Origin of the sequence: Bradyrhizobium sp. AUGA SZCCT0105, assembly GCF_018129565.1 — a bacterium.
Classification (GTDB): domain Bacteria; phylum Pseudomonadota; class Alphaproteobacteria; order Rhizobiales; family Xanthobacteraceae; genus Bradyrhizobium.
The window spans coordinates 1,489,995-1,507,818 of record NZ_JAFCMK010000001.1 but is presented as its reverse complement, the minus strand read 5'-3'; the positions used below and the strand labels follow the sequence as shown (position 1 = coordinate 1,507,818).

The following is a 17,824-nucleotide window of genomic DNA, read 5'->3' as shown; positions in this document are numbered from 1 at the left end:
AGAACGGGGAGAGGGAGAGGATCAAGTTACGCCTTGCCGCCGGACTTCTCGCGGGTCGCATTGACCTGCATCCTGGCATAGACCTGCATTAGGCCGACCTCGTTCGACAGCGTCACGAGCTTGAAGCCCATGTTGATCGCGCGCACCGCGCCCTCGGCGCCCGAGCAGTGGATGCCCGGATTGAGGCCGCGCTTGCCGCACTCCTTGATGATCTTCTCGTAGATCTTGAGGATCTCTGGCTCATCGCGATCGAGCTTCGGCACCAGACCGTAGGAGAAACCGAGATCGGACGGACCGATATAGACGCCGTCGATGCCTTCGACATCGAGGATCGCTTCCATGTTCTCGACCGCGGTCTTGGTTTCCATCATCGGCAGCAGCACGATCTCGTCGTTGGCGGTCTGCTGATAGGTGCCGGCCGAGCCATACATTCCGGCGCGGATCGGGCCGTTGGAGCGCACGCCCTTCGGCGGATACTTGGCATAGGAAACCAGGTTCTTGGCTTCCTGCGGCGTGTTGACCATCGGGCAGATCACGCCATAGGCGCCGCCGTCCAGCACCTTGCCGATGATGCCGGGCTCATTCCAGGGCACGCGGACCATCGGCGTCACCGGATGCGCATGCATCGACTGGAAGCACTGCACCATCGACTGATAATCCTGCACGCCATGCTGCATGTCGACGGTGACGCTGTCGAAGCCGCATTGCGCGATCACTTCGGCCGAGAACCCGGAGGGGATCGCGAGCCACGCGTTCACCACTGCCTTGCCCGATGCCCAGACTTGCTTGACCTTGTTTGCCATTGATCGCGTTTCCCTTTGCGGTTTATTGGGGGACGAGCCTCAGCTGGTCGCCCGCTGGATAGAAACTTCGCTGACGCCGACTTCGCGCGCGGTATTCACTATCGCCGCCCAGGTGTCGTCAGGCAAGGGGATGCCGTTCCTGGTGCGATCGGCGCGGGTTTTTCGCTCGGGATCACCCGGAACCAGCACGGACTCGGTGCCTGCGATCGGCTTGGTGGCGCGAATGAAATCGGTGTAGCGGGTGATTTCATCGTCGAAGAAATTGCTGGTGTCGATCACCTTGGGATCGATGTAGAACGCCATCATGCCGTTGGCGAAACGCCGGTCCGACGACGTCGCGCCGGTGCCGGTCAGCGCGCCGCCGAGCAGCTCGCAGATGAAGGCAAGGCCCGAACCCTTGTGATCGCCGAAGGCGCGGATCGCGCCGGTTCCCTTGGTATGGTCGCGCGGCCCGTCCGGCGTGTACGGGCCATACAGCACATGCGGATCCTCGCTCAGCGTGCCGTCGGCATCGACCAGCGCGCCGTGCGGCAGCTTCTTGCCGCCGCGGCTGGCGACCAGGCACTTGCCCTCGGCGACGACGGAGGTCGCGAAATCGAGCACGATCGGGTCCTGCCCCTGGCGCGGAATGCCGACGCAATACGGCGCGGTGGACAGCCGCTTCTCGACGCCGCCGTAAGGCGCGACCAGCAGCGAGCCCGCTGCGGTTACGAAATGAACAGACACAAGCCCCTCGGCGGCGGCCATTTCGGCCCAGTCGCCGACGCGGCCGAGATGGCCGGAATTGCGCAGCGCGACCGCGGCAAGCCCCGCCTTCTTGCACTTCTCGATGCCGAGCCTCACTGCGACAGGCGTGACGGTCTGGCCATAACCGAACTTGCCGTCGACCACTGCGAGCGAGGCCGTGTCGACCACGACCTCGGGGGTCTGGTTCGGCACGATCGAGCCCATCTTCTTCCATCTGACATAGACGGGCACGCGGATCACGCCGTGGCTGTCATGGCCCGTCAGATTCGCGGTCGTCAGGTAGGTCGCGATGCGCTTCGCCTCTTCCGGAGAGGACTCCGAATGGGAAAACACCTCGGACACGAAGTTGATGAGATTATCGACCTTGATGGTGACCATGAAAGACTAGCTCGCTCGATGAAGCACAGTGCGTTGTCAGGCGTGGGTTTTGGCGTGGCCGCCGAGATAGGCCGCGGCGATGGCTTCGTTGCCCCACAATTCGTCGGGCTTGCCGCCCAGCACAATCCGGCCGGTTTCCAGGACGAAGCCGTGATCGGCGACCGAAAGTCCCATGCGCGCATTTTGCTCGACGAGCAAGACCGTGGTGTCCTTCCTGATCTGCGAAATGATGCGGAACACCGCCTGCACAATCACAGGCGCCAGCCCGAGAGACGGCTCGTCGAGCAGCAACAGCCGCGGCTTGGCCATCAGGCCGCGCGCCACCGCGACCATCTGCAGCTGGCCGCCGGACAGCGTCCAGCCGAGCGCATTGGAGAAGGCGCGGATGTCCGGGAACAGGTCGAACATCGCGTCGGCCTCGCGCGAGATCTGCGACGCCCCGACCTTCCGGTTCGACGCGCCGAGCATGATGTTCTCTTTCACGGTGAGGCCCGGAAACACGCGGCGGCCTTCCGGCACATGCGAGATGCCGAGCCGCACGATCGCTTCCGGCCCAAGGCCCGCGATCGAATGACCGTCGAACAGGATGTCGCCGGAGGCAGGCTTGGCGAGGCCGGAGATCGCGCGCAGCGTGGTCGACTTGCCGGCGCCGTTGGCGCCCAGCAGCGTGACCACCTGGCCCTGCTCCACGGCGATGGTGACGCCGCGCAGCGCCTCGATCTCGCCGTAGCGGACCACGAGATTGCGGATTTCGAGCAGCGGCATCATTCGCTCCCGAGATAAGCGGAGACGACGTCGGGATGACGCAGCACCGCCATGGACTCGCCGTCGGCGATGCGGCGCCCGAAATTCAGCACGGTGATGTGCTGGGCTGCCTCCGAGACCAGCGTCATGTCGTGATCGATGATCAGGATGGTGAGGCCCTGCGCTGCGATGCGCTTCAGCAGCTCATGCAGCTCGAGCTTCTCGGTCGAATTGAGGCCGGCGGCCGGTTCGTCGAGCAGCAGCAACGTCGGGTTCGACGCCAATGCGCGGGCGATCTCGATCAGGCGCTGGTGGCCGTAGGAGAAGCTCGAGATCAGCTCGTTGGCGCGGTTGCCGAGACCGACGAAGGTCAAGGCCTCCATCGCGCGCTCGGTCAGTGCGTCGTCGCCCTTCCCGATCATGGTGTTGCCGGGACGCTCGGCGCCGATCTCGACGTTCTCCAGCGCCGTCATCGAGCGGAACAGGCGGATGTTCTGGAAGGTGCGTCCGAGCCCCGCCGCGGTGCGCTGATGCGGCGCCATGCTGGTGATGTCGGTGCCGTCGAGCACGATCCTGCCCGCGGTCGCCTTGTAGAGACCGGACAGCACGTTCAGCGTCGTGGTCTTGCCGGAACCGTTGGGTCCGATCAACGCATGCACGCTGCCGCGCTTCACCGCGATGTCGACGCCATCGACCGCCTTCAGGCCGCCGAAATGCTTCGAGAGCCCGGTGACTTCGAGCACGATGTCGCCGCCTGTGGTCGCGGGCTTGAGCTGGAGCGCTCCGGCAACAGGCGGCGCCCGGGTGTGCGCGCGCCAGCGCGTGAACGCGTCGGACACGAAGCCCCAGATGCCGTCCGGCATGAAGCGGATGATCAGGATCACCGACAGACCGTAGATCGCGAGGTAGAGGCCCGGCACGCTCTTCAGGAAGCGCAGCCATTCCGGGATCAGGATCAGCAGCCCGGTGCCGATCGCCGAGCCGATCGGCGAGGCCACGCCGCCGAGCAGCGACATGGTCAGGAACTGAATGGATTCCGCGAACGAGAACTGGTCCGGACTGACATAGGCAAAGCCGCCGGCGAACAGGCCGCCCGCGAGGCCGCCGAGCACCGCGCACACCGCGAAGGCGTAGACCTTGGTCCGGAACACGTCGATGCCGTTGACGCCGGCCGCAAGCTCGTTGTCGCGCACCGCGCGCATGGCGCGGCCGAGCTTGGTGTCAGGCAGATGCCAGACCAGATAGCCGACGATCGCGAGCATCGCGACGCAGAAGGCGAGATAGCTCTGCGAGGACTGGAACAGTTCGGGCCGGCGAATGTTGGCGACGCCGTCCGGCCCGTGGGTCACGCCGATGGCGTTGATCATCACCAGCGTCACGATTTGCTGGAACGAGATCGTCACCATCGCGAGGTAATGCCCGCCGAGCCGCAGCGTCGACATGCCCAGGAACGCGCCGGCGACCAGCGTGATCGCGCAGGCGCCGACCAGACAGAGCCAGAAGTTCAGATGCAGGTCGGCAGTGCCGAGGCCGACGGCATAGGCACCGAAGCCGAAGAACGCCGCCTGCGCCAGGTTGATCTGGCCGCACAGGCCGAGCACGACCGACAAACCGAACACCGCGATCGAGAAGGTCGTGGCCTGCAGCAGGATGTTGAGGATATAGCCGTCGAACTGCATGCCGGCGGCGAGCGCCACCAGCGCGGCCGCGCCGATGAAATACGGCAAATGGCGAACGATCAGCGGTTTCGAGCGCACGGCGGGCGCCGGGATCATGTTGTCGCTGGCGCTCATGCTTTCTCCGCGACACGTTCGCCGAAGATGCCCTGCGGCCGGAACACCAGGAAAGCGATCAGCACCAGGAAGGCAAAGCCGTCCTTGTACGGCACCGAGATATAGGCGGCGCCGAACGTCTCGATGACGCCGAGCGCAAGGCCGCCGACGATGGCGCCGGCAACGTCGCCGAAGCCGCCGATGATGGTCGCGGCAAACGCCTTCAGCGCAATCGTCGAGCCCATCTGGATCGAGACGAACAGCACCGGCGCCACCAGGATGCCGGCGAGACCGCCGAGCACGGCAGAGTAGATGAAGGTGATCATGATCATGGTGGAGACGGAGATGCCGAGCAGCGAGGCCATCTCCTTGTCCTGCGAGGTCGCCTGCAGCTTCTTGCCGAGCAGCGTCTTCTCGAAGAACCAGAAATTGAACAGCACCAGGAGGATCGTGACGCCGATGATCAAGAGATACTGGCTGTCGAGATAGACCGGGCCGAGCTGGATGCCGGGCGTATCGAACCAGCCCTGCAGCACCTGCGGCTGCGGACCGTAGATCGCGAGCACCGAGTTCGACAGCAGGATCGAGGCGCCGATGGTGGCGATGATGACAGGCAGATAGGTGCGGTGGCGCAGCGGATAGTAGACGCCGAGATTGAAGATGACGCCGAACAGCGCCATGCCGGCGAGCGCGATCAGGAACGACAGCCAGTAAGGCCAGCCGAGATCGACCGAGAACACCACCATCAGATAGGCGGCCACCATCGAGAACTCGCCTTGCGCGAAGTTCACCACGTTGGTGGCGCGGAAGATCAGCACGAAACCGAGCGCGACCAGCGCGTAGACCGCGCCGATGCCGATGCCGGTGAACAGCAGTTGTAGAACCAGATCCATGACAGCGCTCGATCTGAACAGTGTGCGCAGAAGATCGGCCTCGCCGGTTTCGCCGGCGAGGCCGATCCGCGATCAATCGTTGAAGTCGATGTGCTTGTCGTAGACGATCTTGCCCTTGTCGTTCTTCACGACATTGTAGCCGTGCAGGCCGTCGCCGTTCTTGTCGAAATTATACTCGCCTTCAGCACCGGCGAATTTCTGCGTCGCCAGGATGGCGTCGCGGATCTTGTTCGGATCGGTCGAGCCGGCCTTGTTGATCGCCGCCGACAGGATGGTGATCGCGTCGTACGGCCAGGCGCTCTGGTTGTCGGGCGCGGTCTTGTAGGCATCGCGATAGGACTTGCCGAACGCCTTCGCGGTATCGCTCGAGTCTTCGGCGAAGTCGGCGACGCCGTAGGTGCCGAACAGCGCGGGACCGGCGAGCTTGGTCGAGGAGACCGCCACCACCGAGGGCGAGCCGACCCAGGGGATGTTGACGCCGAGCTGGCGCAACTGCCGGGCAAAGATGCCGAGGTCGTTCTCGAAGGTGAAGTAGGTGCCGAGCACGTCGGCGCCGGACTGCTTCACGGCCAGCACGACCGGGGTGAAGTCCTGGCTCTGGTTGGCGTAGCCTTGGTCAAGCACCGGCGGCGCGCCGAGCTTGGTCAGCGCCTCTGACAGCGCCTTGCCGCCCGCGGTACCGAACGCGTCGGTCGAATGCACGATCGCCCATTTCTTCTTGCCGAGCGTGGTGACGCCGAAATCGGCGATCACGCGGCCGGAATAATTGTCGTTCGGGCGGAAGCGGAACAGCCAGGGATTGCCGGAATGGGTGAGATCGGGATTGGTGCCGCCGATCATCACCGGCTTGCCGACCTTGATCACATCGGGCGCCATCGCCTGCACCTGGGTCGAGCGGATCGAGCCGAGGAAGGCAACGATGTCGGATTGCGCGGCGAGCTTGGAGAACGCCAGCACGATGCCCGGATTGGTGGTCTGGTCATCCTCGATGACGAGTTCGACCTGCTTGCCAAGTACTCCACCGGCCTTGTTGACCGCGGCCAGCGCCAGCTTGGCGCCGTTCTGGGCCCACAGGCCCTGCTCCGCCGCGGGTCCAGTCACCGGCACGCACATGCCGATCTTGATGGTCGCCCCCTGCGCCCAAGCGCTGCGCATCAGCGCGGGAGCAGCGAGACCTGCCGCCAAGCCGGCGGAAAACTCACGCCTCGTCAGTTTCATTCAATCCTCCCTTTGGTGCGCCGACTTGCATGTCGGCTGCGTTGAAACGAGCTGACGCGTCGATCTGCTGCGCTATCCGCAGCCGTCAATCGGCGCGGCGAACAAACGTGAGCGCCGCTGCAGCGCACATGACGCGCAACGGCGGCCCTCGATCTGGCGTTTGAGGTAGCTAAACATGATTGCACATTGCACGCAATAGTCAAAAGTTCGCTGGCAACGGTGTGTAAATGCCTGCTACCAGCGACCATGACGGGATCACGTGATAGTGTGACCGGCGGGCAGTCATCGATGTCGATTCCAAGAGCGAAATCGCAGACCAGACGAAAACAGCCGGCCTACGCGCTGATCAAGAGCGCATTGGCGAAGCACATCCGGACTGGCGACGTGCCACCCGGCACGGTTCTCTCCGAATCGGCGATCGCTACCTTGTTCGGCTCCAGCCGCTCGCCGGTACGGCAGGCCTTCGAACAGCTCGAGCACATCGGCCTGGTGCGCCGCTTCGATGGCCGCGGCGTCATCGCCGGCAAGCGCAAGGTCGACCCGCGGCGCGTCCCGATCACGCCGGAGATGTTCGGGCTGACCGACGGCCCCGTCGAGGCGGTGCGCAGCGACGCCTGGGATGCGCTCTATTACAAGCTCGAACGCGAGATCATCTACCGGTCGCTGTTCGGACGCTTCCGCGTCAGCGAGCTCGCATTGGCGCGGCACTTCCGGGTCGGGCGCACGGTTGCGCGCAATCTGCTGCTACGCGCGCAGGCGATCGGAATCCTGGAGAAGGGCGCGAAGGCTCATTGGTATGTCGTGCCGCTCGATGAGGATCGCCTGCGCGACATCTTCGAGGTGCGCGCAACCCTCGAGCCGCTGCTCCTCAAATCCGCTGCGCCGAGGATTCCGACCGCACTGCTCGACCGGATGGCGGAGCGGCTGCGCGAGGGCATCCAATTCCGCAGCCGCGTCGGCGTCGGCGAGCTCGATGAGATCGAGGGCGACCTCCATATCCGCTGCCTGGGTTACGGCATCAATCGCGAGATGGTCGAAGCGCTCAAGCGCACCCATTGCGCTTTCGTGATCGGCAAGCATATCCAGGTCGCCCTGACCGCGCCGCAGATCGATTCCTTCATGGACGAGCATCTGGTGATCATCGAAGCCTTGCGCGCCCGTGACGGCGACGCAGCCGCCGCGACCTTGCGCCGCCATATCGAATGGTCCCACTCCAAGGTCGCAGGCTGGATCGCCGAATTCCGCGCCATCAACGTGATCTCGCGGGTGCCCTACATGGCCTGAGCGGCATTGCCGCGCATCGTCGCGACTACTCGTCGGCCTCGGCTTCGGCGTCATCAGCCGAGCCCATTCCGGCGAGGCTTGCCTCCAGCGCGCCCAGCATTTCGTGCAACTCGGCAAGCTTGCGCGCGCCATATCGCCGTGTGATCTCGGCATAGATCGCCTCCGACGTCGGCGCCACCGCCTCGATCAGCTTCAACCCCTTGGCCGAGATCGAGACCACTCCGCGCCGCCCGTCGTTCTCCGCCGCCTTGCGCTCGATCAACGCGCGCGCCTCGAGATCACGCAGGATACGCGACAGGCTCGGGCCGAGCAGGAACGCCACGCGGGCGAGCTCGGTGACCTCGATCTCGTCGACCGCGGTGAGCGCACGCAAAATCCGCCACTGCTGCTCGGTCAGCCCGTGATTGCGCAGCGACGGTCGGAACTGCCGCATCACCGCCTCGCGCGCACGGAGCAGCGACATCGGCAGCGAGCGCGAGAACTCGCGCATCGGGGTCCGTCGCGACGATGCGTCGTCGCCCTGCCCCGGCCGGGTCTCATCCAACGATTTCTTGCGTGCCATTACTCAGCTCAATCCACAGCAACAAAATTTTGCGTTGCAACATGCCCTGATTCAGTTTGCGGGAATTCACTTAACATGTTAATCATCTCCCCGACATCCACTTTTGTGTATCACGCATGGCCCTTTCCAAGGACGATATCCGCGCTGCCGCCCAACGGCTCGACAACGCGGAAAAGACCCGCAAGCAAATCCGCCAGCTCTCGCTGGAATACCCCCGCATTACCCTCGAAGACGCCTACGCGATTCAGAAGGCCTGGGTCGAGATGAAGGTGGCGCAGGGGCGCGTCGTCAAGGGCCACAAGATCGGCCTGACCTCGAAGGCGATGCAGAGCGCGCTCAATATCGACGAGCCGGATTCAGGCATCCTGCTCGACGACATGTTCTTTGCCGATGGCGGCCTGGTGCCGACCGACCGCTTCATCGCAACCCGCGTCGAGGCCGAGCTCGCCTTCGTGATGAAGCATCGCCTGGCGGGGCCGAACTGCACGCTGTTCGACGTGCTCAACGCCACTGACTTCGTGGTGCCGGCGCTGGAGATCCTGGATACGCGGGTCGAGCGCGTCGACTCCGAGACCAAGGCGACGCGGAAGATCTTCGACACCATCGCCGATAACGCCGCCAATGCCGGCATTGTGCTCGGCGGCCGTCCGATCCGTCCGCTCGAAGCCGATCTGCGCTGGATCGGCGCGCTCTGCTTCCGAAATGGCCAGCTCGAGGAAACCGGTCTGGCCGCCGGCGTGTTGAATCATCCGGCGACCGCGGTGGCCTGGCTGGCCAACAAGATCGCACCGAACGGGCTGGCGCTGGAGGCCGGACAGATCGTGCTGGCAGGTTCCTTCATCCGCCCGATCGAGACCCGCAAGGGCGACACCATCCAGGCCGACTACGGACCTTACGGGTCCGTGAGCTGCTACTTCGCCTGACGCACTCAGCAGGAGAGCTGCATGCCGCATTTCACGCTTGAATACTCCGCCAATCTCGACGGCCTCGTCGACATGGGCGCGACGGTCGAACTGGTCCGGAAGGCCGCGGTCGAGACCGGCATCTTCCCGCTCGGCGGCATCCGCGTGCGCGCCATCAGATGCGAGCACTACGCGATCGCCGACGGCCGCAAGAATTACGGCTTCCTCGACATGGTGCTGCGGCTGGGCGAAGGCCGCGACCTCACCGCGCGCAAGAAGGCCGGCGAGCACATCTTCAAGGCGCTGTCGGCCCATCTCGATCCGGTATTCGCCAACAGCAAGTTCGCTCTGTCGTTCGACATGCAGATCAACGACAAGGAAACGAGCTGGAAACGCAACAACATCCACGACGCACTGAAGGTGGAGACGGTCAATGGATAAAGCCACCCTGAAATCGTCGGCCGACGTGTTCCAGGCCAACCGCGATCGCGCCGGGCCGCTGCTTGCGAAATTGAAGGCCGAAGGCATCGGCCATGTGATCGACGGCAAGGTCGTGCCGGCGGCCTCCGGCCAGACGTTCGAGACGAAATCGCCGATCGACGGCACGGTGCTGGCGACCGTCGCGCGCGGCAACGCCGAGGACATCGACCGTGCCGCAACCGCCGCGTCGAAGGCCTTCAAGGCCTGGCGCGACATGCCGGCGACGCAACGGCGCAAGCTGCTGCATCGTGTGGCTGACGCGATCGTGGAACGCGCCGACGATATCGCCGTGCTCGAATGCATCGACACCGGCCAGGCACACCGCTTCATGGCCAAGGCCGCGATCCGCGCTGCCGAGAATTTCCGCTTCTTCGCCGACAAATGCGGCGAGGCCCGCGACGGCCTCAACACGCCCTCGGACGAGCACTGGAATATCTCGACCCGCGTGCCGATCGGCCCGGTCGGCGTGATCACGCCGTGGAACACGCCGTTCATGCTCTCGACCTGGAAGATCGCGCCGGCGCTCGCGGCCGGTTGCACGGTCGTGCACAAGCCGGCGGAATGGTCGCCGGTGACCGCCGATCTGCTGGTCAAACTCGCGAAACAGGCCGGTCTGCCCGACGGCGTCTTCAACACCGTGCACGGCTTCGGCGAGGACGCCGGCAAGGCGCTGACCGAGCACCCCGCGATCAAGGCGATCGGCTTCGTCGGCGAGAGCACGACGGGCTCGGCAATCATGGCGCAGGGTGCGCCGACCCTGAAGCGGGTGCATTTCGAGCTCGGCGGCAAGAACCCGGTGATCGTGTTCGACGATGCCGATCTCGACCGCGCGCTCGATGCAGTCGTGTTCATGATCTACTCGCTCAACGGCGAGCGCTGCACCTCGTCGAGCCGGCTGCTGGTTCAACAAAGCATCGCCGAGAAATTCATCGAGAAGCTGACCGCGCGCGTGAAGGCACTCAAGGTCGGTCACCCCCTCGATCCGGCGACCGAGATCGGGCCGCTGATCCACGAACGGCACTTCGCCAAGGTCTGCAGCTATTTCGACGTCGCCAAGCAGGACGGCGCGACGATTGCGGTCGGCGGCAAGCCGCATGACGGTCCCGGCGGCGGGCACTATGTGCAGCCAACCCTCGTCACCGGCGCCAACGCGACCATGCGCGTGGCCCAGCAGGAGGTGTTCGGTCCGTTCCTGACCGTGATCCCGTTCCGTGACGAGGCTGACGCCATCGAGATCGCCAACGGCGTGCAGTACGGCCTTGCCGGCTATGTCTGGACCGGCGACGTGGGCCGCGCGCTGCGCGTCGCGGACGCGCTCGAAGCCGGCATGATCTGGCTCAACTCGGAAAACGTCCGCCATCTGCCGACCCCGTTCGGCGGCATGAAAGCGTCCGGCATCGGCCGCGACGGCGGCGACTACTCGTTCGACTTCTACATGGAAACCAAGCACGTCTCGCTCGCGCGCGGGACGCACAAGATTCAGAAACTGGGAGTCTAATCAGCACTGTCATTCCGGGGCGACGCGTAGCGGCGAGCCCGGAATCCATAACCACGATCGTGAGTATGGATTCCGGGCCTGCGCCAAGAGGCGCATCCCGGAATGACGAGCCAAATTGAGGGAAACACGCCATGCCCGTTCCAACCCACGTCTTCGATCCGCCGTTCAATATCATCCGCTGCAGCCATGCCGTGCTCGACGTCACGGATTTGGAGAAGAGCGCCACCTTCTACGAGAAGACCGTCGGCCTCCATATCGAGGACCGCGACGACAATTCGGTGTATCTGCGTGCCAGCGAGGAGCACCAGCATCACTCGGTGGTGCTGCGCAAAGCAGCGAAGGCCGCCTGCAACCGCCTCGGCTTCAAGGTCGGCAACGACGGCGATCTCGACAAGGCGGCGTCGTTCTTCTCCGAGAACGGCATTGCCTATGCCTTCGTCGACCAGCCGTTCCAGGGCCGCACGCTGCAATTCACCGATCCGTTCGGCTTCCAGATTGAGCTTTACGCCACGATGGAGAAGCGCCCGCATCTGTTGCGGCGCTACGATCTCTACAAGGGCTGCCATCCGCAGCGGCTCGACCATTTCAACGTGTTCGCGGCCGAAGTGCAGGACACCGTCGACTTCTACGCCCGGCTCGGTTTCCGCCTCACCGAATATGCCGAGGAGGACGGCGACAACGGCCGCATCGCGGCCGCCTGGATGCACCGCAAGGGCAATGTCCATGACTTCGCCATCACCAACGGCCGTGGCCCGCGCCTGCACCACATCGCCTATTGGGTGCCGACCGCGATGAACATCGTGCATCTCTGCGACGTGATGGCCTCCTCCGGCTTCCTCGCCAACATCGAACGCGGCCCGGGCCGGCACGGCATCTCGAACGCCTTCTTCCTCTACATCCGCGATCCCGACGGCCACCGCATTGAGCTCTACACCAGCGACTATTTCACCGGCGATCACGACCATGAGCCGCTGCGCTGGTCGCTGCGCGATCCGCGCCGCCAGACGCTGTGGGGCGCACCGGCGCCGCGCTCCTGGTTCGAGGAAGGCTCGACCTTCGCCGGCCAGGCGGTGCGCGAGCCCCGCTTCGTCGCCGACGTGCTGGTTGCGGATTAAGCGCGAGTACAACGAACACCCTCCACGTCGTCCCGGCCGAGTGCGCGATTGCGCACGGAGCCGGGACGACATCAAGAAATGGATTGCTAATGTCAGCCCCTCGCCTCGCCACCTATTCCGTCAACGGCGCCACGCAGTATGGCGCGGTCACCGACACCGGCATCGTCGACCTCTCGTCGCGCTTCGCCGGGGATTATCCGACGCTGCGCGAGGCGATCGCCGCCGGCGCACTGACCAGGCTCGTGGAGGACGCCGCCAAGCGCGCGCCCGACCACGCGCTGGACGCAGTTGCCTGGCAGCCGCCGATCCCGGCGCCGGACAAGATCATCTGCATCGGCGTCAACTATCCGGACCGCAATGCCGAGTATAAGGACGGCTCGGACGCGCCGAAATATCCCAGCATGTTCCTGCGGGTGCCGCGCTCCTTCGTCGGCCACAACACGCCGGTGGTGCGGCCGCGCGTCTCGCCGCAGCTCGACTATGAGGGCGAGCTGGTGCTGGTGATCGGCAAGGCCGGCCGGCACATTGCCGAGAGCGCCGCGCTCGATCACATCGCCGCGATCACGCTCTGCAACGAAGGCACCATCCGCGACTGGGTGCGCCACGCCAAATTCAACGTCACCCAGGGCAAGAACTTCGATTCCACCGGCAGTCTCGGCCCGTGGATCGTGCCTTACACCAGTGAAGCGCAGATCGCCGATATCCGGCTGACCACGCGGGTCAACGGCGAAGTCAGGCAGGACGACCGCACCTCGCGCTTGATCTTCGGCTTCCGCTACCTCATCAACTACATCTCGACCTTCACGACGCTGGTTCCCGGCGACATCATCGTCACGGGCACCCCGACCGGCGCAGGTGCGCGGTTCGATCCGCCGCGCTATCTGAAGCCCGGTGATGTCGTCGAGGTCGAGGCCGAAGGCGTCGGCATCCTGCGCAACGGCGTCGTCGACGAAGCCAGCTAACCTCACAAGCAAGTGGACAGTGCCATGACCTCAACATCCGGCGGCGAAGCGATCGTCAACGGCCTCGTCGCCCACGGCGTCGACACCGTATTCGGCCTGCCCGGCGCGCAGATCTACGGCCTGTTCGATGCCTTCCACCAGGCGCAGCTCAAGGTGATCGGCGCCCGGCATGAACAGGCCTGCGGCTACATGGCGTTCGGCTATGCCCGCTCCTCTGGCAAGCCCGGCGTGTTCAGCGTCGTGCCCGGTCCTGGCGTGCTCAACGCTTCGGCGGCGCTGCTCACCGCATTCGGCTGCAACGAGCCGGTGCTGTGCCTGACCGGCCAGGTGCCGACGCAATTTCTCGGCAAGGGCCGCGGCCATCTGCACGAGATGCCGGACCAGCTCGCGACGCTGCGCACCTTCGTGAAATGGGCCGACCGGATCGAATATCCTGACAACGCGCCCGCGATGGTGTCGCGCGCATTCCAGGAGATGCTGTCGGGCCGGCGCGGCCCGGCGTCGCTGGAGATGCCGTGGGATGTCTTCACTCAGCGCACCCAGGTCGCCCCCGTCAATCCGTTCGATCCGTTGCCGGCGCCGCAACCCGATCCGGACCGCATCAAGGCGGCCGCCGATCTGATCGCCGGCAGCAAAGCGCCGATGATCTTCGTCGGCAGCGGCGCCATCGAGGCCCGCGAGGAGATCCTCGAGCTGGCCGAGATGATCGACGCGCCGGTGGTCGCATTCCGCAGCGGCCGCGGCATCGTCTCCAACGCGCACGAGCTCGGGCTCACCATGGCCGCGGCCTACAAGCTGTGGCCGAAGACCGACCTGATGATCGGCATCGGCACCCGCATGGAGCTGCCGACGATGTCGCGCTGGCCTTATCAGCCGGCCGGCCTGAAATGCGTGCGCATCGACATCGATCCGGTCGAGCTGCGCCGCTGGCCGGCCGACGCCGGCGTGATCGCGGACGCCAGAGCCGCGACCGCCGATCTCATCGCCGCCGTGCGCAAGGCCGGCTACAGCAAGACCTCGGGCCGCCGCGCCGCGATCCGCGAGGCGACCGCGGCCGCCGAGCAGGAGATCCAGCGCATCCAGCCGCAGATGGCCTACCTGAAGATCCTGCGCGAGGTGTTGCCGGCAAACGCCATCGTCACCGACGAGCTATCGCAAGTCGGCTTTGCCTCCTGGTACGGCTTTCCGATCTACGAACCGCGCACCTTCGTCACCTCGGGCTATCAGGGCACGCTTGGCTCGGGCTTCCCGACCGCGCTCGGCGCCAAGGTCGCCAACCCCAACAAGCCTGTCGTCGCGATCACCGGCGACGGCGGCTTCATGTTCGGCGTGCAGGAGCTCGCCACCGCCGTGCAGTTCAAGATCGGCGTGGTGACGCTGGTGTTCAACAACAACGCCTATGGCAATGTCCGCCGCGACCAGCGCGAGCGCTTCGACGGTCGTGTCGTTGCCTCCGACCTGGTCAACCCCGATTTCGTCAAGCTTGCGGAGTCCTTCGGCGTCGGCGCCGCGCGCGTCACCTCGCCCGATCACTTCCGCCCCGTGCTGGAGAAGGCGCTGGCCGACGGCGGCCCCTACGTGATCTCGGTTGAAGTGCCGACGGATTCGGAAGTCTCGCCCTGGGCGTTCATCCATCCGGCGAGGAACAACTAAGCGCTCTTCACGCCGCGCTGCAATCGCGACGCGGCGATCACGAGCAGGCCGGCGCCGGCGACTGACCAGCAGGCGACCGGCGCCCAATGCACCAGCGGCGCATAGTCCGGCATCTTCTGCAAGCCGCCGGCGACCGCCGCCATCCGCGCAAAGGTAGCAAGCGCCAGCGCCGAGAACACCAGTCCCGTCACCTTGCCTTCCGCGCCGGCCTCGCCGATCGCAAGCGCCGCGGACACCGCGCTCATCAGCATGCAGCCCCAGGCCGCTCCCGCCATGAACTGCGCCACGATCAGGACATTGAGACTGCCGGCGATCTCCGCGGCGATGACAGCGAATGCGCCGAGCAGTCCCGCCGCGCCCATCACGATCAGGCCGCCGCGATGCTTGACGACGATGCTCGCCGGAAACATCGCGATGTTGAAGCCGATCCAGAACACCGGCATCAGCCACTGCAGCTCGTCTGACTTGGCAAAGCGCAAATAGAACGGCGCGCTGTTGATGTTGAAATGCAGCTGATAGCCGAGCGAGAGCAGCACCATCGATCCGATCAGGAACATCGGCACCGCCCCGAGCCGCTTGGCCGGTGGCGCGAGCCGCTCCGGCTGAACCTCCTCGGCGACGCGGCGCTCAATCCCTGAGAACGCGAGCGCGGTCAGCAGCAGCACGGCGCCGGACAGCACGAACGGCAGCCGCGCATCATGATCGCGCAGCACAACGCCGAGATAGGGCGAGACCGCACCCGCGATGCCGTAGCCCAGCATCGCCAGCGCGGCGAGGAACGGGACGGAGGGTTGCGCGCGATACTTGCCGAGCAGCGTCAGTGGCGGCGCGCGCAAGGCCGACGATGTGACCGACCAGATTACGATCAGCACGATGAGCCACAATTTCGCGCCCGGCCCGGTGCCGGCCACATAGGGCAGCGCGACGAAGGCGGCGCAGGAGATCGCGGCGAGAACGCCGACGAACACGCCGAGCCGGCCGACGAGGCTCGCAATCCTGTCGGCGGCCATGCCCATCGCGGTGTCGGTGACCGTGAAGATGCCCTGGTCCATCATCAGGATCAGGATGACGGTCGACGGCGCGATGCCGACATCGGCGCACAGCTTCGGCAGATAGATCAGGTAGGTGGTCCAGCCCAGCGTGAACACGAGCTGCAGCACGGCGAGATAGACGCCGGTGCGGTTGACCGCGCGGTCGGCCTTGGTGGTCATGGCCCGAGTTTAGACCAGCTCCCCCATTTGCGGGAGGGGGGCGTCAACGCACCTTGCGGAAGGTCAAATTGATGCGCTGCCGGCCGAGCACGCTGTGCTCGCCATCAGCGAGCGCCGCGACGCCGTGATAAAATAGCCGTGACGGCCCGCCCCACACCGCAACGTCGCCATGTTCGAGCCGATAGCGGCGCGGCGTATTGCTGCGCTTCAGCCCGCCGAACAGGAAGACCGCCGGCAGCCCGAGCGAGATCGAGACGATCGGTGCGCCGTAGTCGAGCTCGTCCTTGTCCTGGTGCAGCGACAGTTTTGCACCGGGCACATAGCGGTTGATCAGGCAGGCCTCCGGCGCGAAGCCGTTGAAGCCGGCCGCAGCCGCGGCCTCGGCGGCGAGCCCGCGCAACGCCTCCGGCATTTCAGGCCAGGGCTGTCCGGAGTCCGGATCGATCGGATCATAGCGATAGCCATTGGAATCGGAGACCCAGCCGACGCTGCCGCAATTGGTCATCGCGACCGACATCCGGTGGCCGCCCGGCGTGATCAGATGCCGGAACGGCGCCTGCTTGACGATCACACGCAAGGCCGGGATCAGCTCAGCCTCGAACGGCCGGACAAAGCCGCGCAACAGCACCGCGCCGTCCGCGATAACTTCGCGCGGCGGCCGCGCATCGCCAATTGTCTCGAACAGATCAGCGGCCACGCCTCTCTCGCACTCACTTTGCGTCGTGGAAGATCACGCCAACGGTGTGGCGATGACCGGACCTGATCCGGCTGACGCCGTGGCGCAGATTGACACGATAAGGCCCGCGCGTCCCCTGCACCGGACGATGATGCACGGCAAAGGCCACCGCATCGCCCTTGGTCAGCGGCACCACCTCGGGCCGCGACTGCATCCGCGGCCGCTGCTCGGTCAGCACGAACTCGCCGCCGGTGAAATCGCGCCCCGGCTGCGACAGCAGGATCGCGACCTGGATCGGGAATACGTGCTCGCCATAGAGATCCTGGTGCAGGCAATTGTAATCGCTCTCGCCATATTGCAGCAGCAGCGGCGTCGGCCGCGTCTGCCCGGCATCATGGCAGCGCTTCAGGAAGGCCGCATGCGACGGAGGATAGCTGATCTCGATCCCCATCGTCTCGTTCCAGCGATTGGCGGTCGCGGTCAGCCGCGCATACAGCGCCGGCCGCAGTTCCGCGATCAGGTCCGGCAGCGGATAGGAGAAATACTTGTACTCGCCGCGGCCAAAACCGTGGCGGCCCATCACGACCCGGCTGCGGAACCGGCTGTCGTCGGGATAGAGCCCGGCGATGGCGTCGCATTCCTGCGGCGTCAGCAGGCCACCAAGGACGGCGCAGCCCTGTCCGTCGAGGTCGGTTGTAATCTGGTCCCAGTCGAGCGCGTCAACGCAGGCGGGAATGCTGGTGGTTGGGCGGGTGATGGTTCTGGCTGTTGCTGTCATGCGAGGGAATCTGGCTCTTGAGCGCAGCTGGCGCCACCCGATTTCCGATCCAAATATGCCGAGAGCGCCGCCACAATCACGGTGTCGTCCCTGCGAAAGCAGGGACGACGCGTGGAGGAAGTACCACCCAGATATCGACAGGATCACG

Annotated in this window: 17 protein-coding genes; 7 read left to right on the top strand and 10 right to left on the bottom strand. The window is 65.3% G+C overall.

Features of this window, described 5'->3' with window-relative positions:
• Nucleotides 1-26 precede the first annotated feature (26 nt).
• The 6 genes from JQ573_RS06860 to JQ573_RS06835 all read right to left on the bottom strand — a co-directional run bounded on the left by JQ573_RS06860 (nt 27) and on the right by JQ573_RS06835 (nt 6,555).
• Nucleotides 27-803, bottom strand: a complete 777-nt coding sequence (locus tag JQ573_RS06860) for an HpcH/HpaI aldolase/citrate lyase family protein (RefSeq protein ID WP_212311132.1) — start codon at nt 801-803, stop codon at nt 27-29.
• 39 nt (nt 804-842) lie between these two features.
• Nucleotides 843-1,928, bottom strand: a complete 1,086-nt coding sequence (locus tag JQ573_RS06855) for a malate/lactate/ureidoglycolate dehydrogenase (RefSeq protein ID WP_212311133.1) — start codon at nt 1,926-1,928, stop codon at nt 843-845.
• 36 nt (nt 1,929-1,964) lie between these two features.
• Nucleotides 1,965-2,693 carry an ABC transporter ATP-binding protein gene (locus JQ573_RS06850; protein ID WP_050406791.1) on the bottom strand — a complete coding sequence of 243 codons (729 nt, stop codon included), beginning with the start codon at nt 2,691-2,693 and terminating at the stop codon, nt 1,965-1,967.
• Nucleotides 2,693-4,465, bottom strand: a complete 1,773-nt coding sequence (locus tag JQ573_RS06845) for an ABC transporter permease subunit (RefSeq protein ID WP_212311134.1) — start codon at nt 4,463-4,465, stop codon at nt 2,693-2,695. The genes JQ573_RS06850 and JQ573_RS06845 overlap by 1 nt, the downstream gene beginning before the upstream one ends.
• Nucleotides 4,462-5,337 carry a branched-chain amino acid ABC transporter permease gene (locus tag JQ573_RS06840; RefSeq protein ID WP_029082157.1) on the bottom strand — a complete coding sequence of 292 codons (876 nt, stop codon included), beginning with the start codon at nt 5,335-5,337 and terminating at the stop codon, nt 4,462-4,464. The genes JQ573_RS06845 and JQ573_RS06840 overlap by 4 nt, the downstream gene beginning before the upstream one ends.
• A 72-nt stretch (nt 5,338-5,409) precedes the next feature.
• Complete coding sequence (locus JQ573_RS06835) at nt 5,410-6,555, bottom strand: ABC transporter substrate-binding protein (RefSeq protein ID WP_212311135.1); 1,146 nt, start codon at nt 6,553-6,555, stop codon at nt 5,410-5,412.
• A gap of 288 nt (nt 6,556-6,843) precedes the next feature.
• Between JQ573_RS06835 and JQ573_RS06830 the strand changes: the two genes are divergently transcribed.
• On the top strand, nt 6,844-7,839 hold the full coding sequence (locus JQ573_RS06830; protein ID WP_212311136.1) for a GntR family transcriptional regulator: 996 nt from the start codon (nt 6,844-6,846) through the stop codon (nt 7,837-7,839).
• 25 nt (nt 7,840-7,864) lie between these two features.
• Here the strand turns inward: JQ573_RS06830 and hpaR are convergent, their stop codons facing one another.
• Nucleotides 7,865-8,401 (bottom strand): homoprotocatechuate degradation operon regulator HpaR, encoded by a 537-nt coding sequence (hpaR, locus tag JQ573_RS06825; protein WP_212311137.1) that lies wholly within the window; start codon nt 8,399-8,401, stop codon nt 7,865-7,867.
• 116 nt (nt 8,402-8,517) lie between these two features.
• On the opposite strand from hpaR, the gene hpaH reads away from it, so the two are divergent.
• The 6 genes from hpaH (at nt 8,518) to JQ573_RS06795 (ending at nt 15,011) form a co-directional block, all read left to right on the top strand.
• Nucleotides 8,518-9,324, top strand: coding sequence for a 2-oxo-hept-4-ene-1,7-dioate hydratase (hpaH, locus tag JQ573_RS06820; RefSeq protein WP_212311138.1), 807 nt, complete (start codon nt 8,518-8,520; stop codon nt 9,322-9,324).
• A gap of 21 nt (nt 9,325-9,345) precedes the next feature.
• Nucleotides 9,346-9,744, top strand: coding sequence for a 5-carboxymethyl-2-hydroxymuconate Delta-isomerase (locus JQ573_RS06815; protein ID WP_212311139.1), 399 nt, complete (start codon nt 9,346-9,348; stop codon nt 9,742-9,744).
• Nucleotides 9,737-11,281, top strand: a complete 1,545-nt coding sequence (gene hpaE, locus JQ573_RS06810) for a 5-carboxymethyl-2-hydroxymuconate semialdehyde dehydrogenase (RefSeq protein WP_212311140.1) — start codon at nt 9,737-9,739, stop codon at nt 11,279-11,281. Before JQ573_RS06815 ends, hpaE begins: the two co-directional genes overlap by 8 nt.
• Before the next feature lie 131 nt (nt 11,282-11,412).
• Nucleotides 11,413-12,396 (top strand): 3,4-dihydroxyphenylacetate 2,3-dioxygenase, encoded by a 984-nt coding sequence (gene hpaD, locus JQ573_RS06805; RefSeq protein WP_212311141.1) that lies wholly within the window; start codon nt 11,413-11,415, stop codon nt 12,394-12,396.
• 89 nt (nt 12,397-12,485) lie between these two features.
• Nucleotides 12,486-13,358, top strand: coding sequence for a fumarylacetoacetate hydrolase family protein (locus tag JQ573_RS06800; RefSeq protein ID WP_212311142.1), 873 nt, complete (start codon nt 12,486-12,488; stop codon nt 13,356-13,358).
• Between the two features lie 24 nt (nt 13,359-13,382).
• Nucleotides 13,383-15,011 carry a thiamine pyrophosphate-dependent enzyme gene (locus tag JQ573_RS06795; protein ID WP_212311143.1) on the top strand — a complete coding sequence of 543 codons (1,629 nt, stop codon included), beginning with the start codon at nt 13,383-13,385 and terminating at the stop codon, nt 15,009-15,011.
• Here JQ573_RS06795 and JQ573_RS06790 read toward each other — a convergent pair.
• The 3 genes from JQ573_RS06790 to JQ573_RS06780 are packed head-to-tail and all read right to left on the bottom strand — an operon-like array spanning nt 15,008 to nt 17,676.
• Nucleotides 15,008-16,222, bottom strand: a complete 1,215-nt coding sequence (locus JQ573_RS06790) for an MFS transporter (protein WP_212311144.1) — start codon at nt 16,220-16,222, stop codon at nt 15,008-15,010. The two genes, JQ573_RS06795 and JQ573_RS06790, sit on opposite strands and share 4 nt — an antisense overlap.
• A 43-nt stretch (nt 16,223-16,265) precedes the next feature.
• Nucleotides 16,266-16,919: a DNA oxidative demethylase AlkB gene (gene alkB / locus JQ573_RS06785; RefSeq protein ID WP_212311145.1), complete on the bottom strand. Its 654-nt coding sequence runs from the start codon at nt 16,917-16,919 to the stop codon at nt 16,266-16,268.
• A gap of 13 nt (nt 16,920-16,932) precedes the next feature.
• A complete protein-coding gene (locus tag JQ573_RS06780) occupies nt 16,933-17,676 on the bottom strand; it encodes a 2OG-Fe(II) oxygenase (RefSeq protein WP_212311146.1) in 744 nt (247 codons plus the stop codon).
• Between the last annotated feature and the right edge of the window lie 148 nt (nt 17,677-17,824).